This window comes from Mesorhizobium sp. M8A.F.Ca.ET.021.01.1.1, assembly GCF_003998025.1.
GTDB lineage: Bacteria > Pseudomonadota > Alphaproteobacteria > Rhizobiales > Rhizobiaceae > Mesorhizobium.
Genome location: NZ_RZSJ01000642.1, coordinates 1799 through 3374, shown reverse-complemented (window position 1 = coordinate 3374; position 1576 = coordinate 1799). Strand labels below are relative to the sequence as shown.

At 63.1% G+C, this 1576-nt stretch carries 1 protein-coding gene and 1 pseudogene; one reads left to right on the top strand and one right to left on the bottom strand.

The window, feature by feature from the left end; genetic code table 11:
* On the top strand, positions 1-1326 hold a 1326-nt coding region (locus EOA36_RS31350), incomplete at its 5' end, for a M23 family metallopeptidase (RefSeq protein ID WP_145969405.1).
* 3 nt (positions 1327-1329) lie between these two features.
* Here EOA36_RS31350 and EOA36_RS38590 read toward each other — a convergent pair.
* Positions 1330-1576, bottom strand: a pseudogene (locus EOA36_RS38590) (MFS transporter); the annotation flags it as partial.

Here is a 1576-nt window from a genome sequence, read left to right as displayed (position 1 = left end):
GACCTCAGCGACGGCGCCGTACAGGTCGCTTCGCTCCATTATGTCGACCCGCAGCGCTTCGGCGATGCTTTTGCCGAAAGCATGGCCGGCTCCTATGACGTCAAGATCGTCCCCGAAAACGTCTCCGTGGCGCCGCGCGCCAACGCTGACGACCAGGCGCCGGCTTTCGCCGAAGAAATCATCCCTTTCACCAAGGACACGGACCTCACCGAGGCCTTTGCCGATTCGGGGTACACGGGCGACGATGCCACCGGCATGGCCGAAGCGATTGCCAAGCTGCTCAACGCCCCGGCGCTCAAGGCCGGAACCGTGTTGCGCGTCGGTCTCGAGGTCCATGGTGACGCCGCCAAGGTGGTTCGCACCAGCGTCTACGACAAGGCCACGCACATCGTCACCATCGCGCTCGACGATCGCGGTCAGTACGTGCCGGCGCAGGAGCCGGAACCCAATCCCGAATTGCTGACGGCGTTCGATGACTCGTCGGCTCCGGTGGTGGTGCGCGGCAACCTGCCGAACATTTATGACGGCATCTATCGGACCGCCTATTCCTACGGCATGTCCAAGGCGATGACTCAGCGGCTGATCAAGCTGCTTGCGTCCGATGTCGACTTCCAGTCGCGGCTCAATCCCGCCGATCGCCTCGAAGTGCTGTTCTCGCAGCCCGATGGCGATGACCAGACCTCCGACAATTCCGAGCTCCTCTACGTCTCGGCGACGTTCGGCGGAACGACGCGCAATTTCTACCGTTTTCAAATGCAGGACGGCAGCACGGATTATTTCGACGAGAATGGCAGCAGCGCCCAGCAGTTCCTGCTGCGCAACCCACTGCCGAACGGCAGATTTACCTCCGGATTTGGCGCTCGCAAGCACCCGATCCTTGGCTATGTCCGCATGCACACCGGCACCGACTGGGCAGCGCCCATCGGGACGCCGATCATCGCCGCGGGCAATGGCGTCATCGAGAAGGCCGGCTGGGCCGGCGGCTATGGCAAGCAGATCATCATTCGCCACGCCAATGGCTACGAAACCTCCTACAATCACCAGAGCGCCTTCGCCAAAGGCATCGCCGAGGGCGTGCGCGTCCGCCAGGGCCAGGTTATCGGCTATCTCGGTCAGACTGGCCTGTCCACCGGACCGCATCTTCACTACGAGTTGATCGTCAACGGCACCAAAGTCGATTCAATGCGTGTGCGCTTGCCGGTCGGCAAGGTGCTGAAGGGCGACGACCTCGTCGCCTTCAAGCGCGAGCGTGAACGCATCGACGATCTCCTGAAGCAGGAAGACGGCAACTCGCTGAAGGTCGCCAGCGCAAAGATCGAAGGCTGAGTCTTAGCCTTTGTGCTGCCGAGGTTCGGCGCGCCGCGGCCACGGCAGCGCCTCGCCGGAAATCGTCATCCACGCAATGACAGCGGAAAGCAGGCATAGCAGCGCGGTTACCGAGGAGACGGCGGAAAAAGCGGCGTCGCTGGCGGCGATTCTTGCCGCATCGAGTGCCGGCGAAAGTCCCGTTGGCGGCGGTTCGCCGAAGCCAGGCAGGCCGGGCCCGGCGTTTCCCTCCAGGGCATTGGCGTAGATC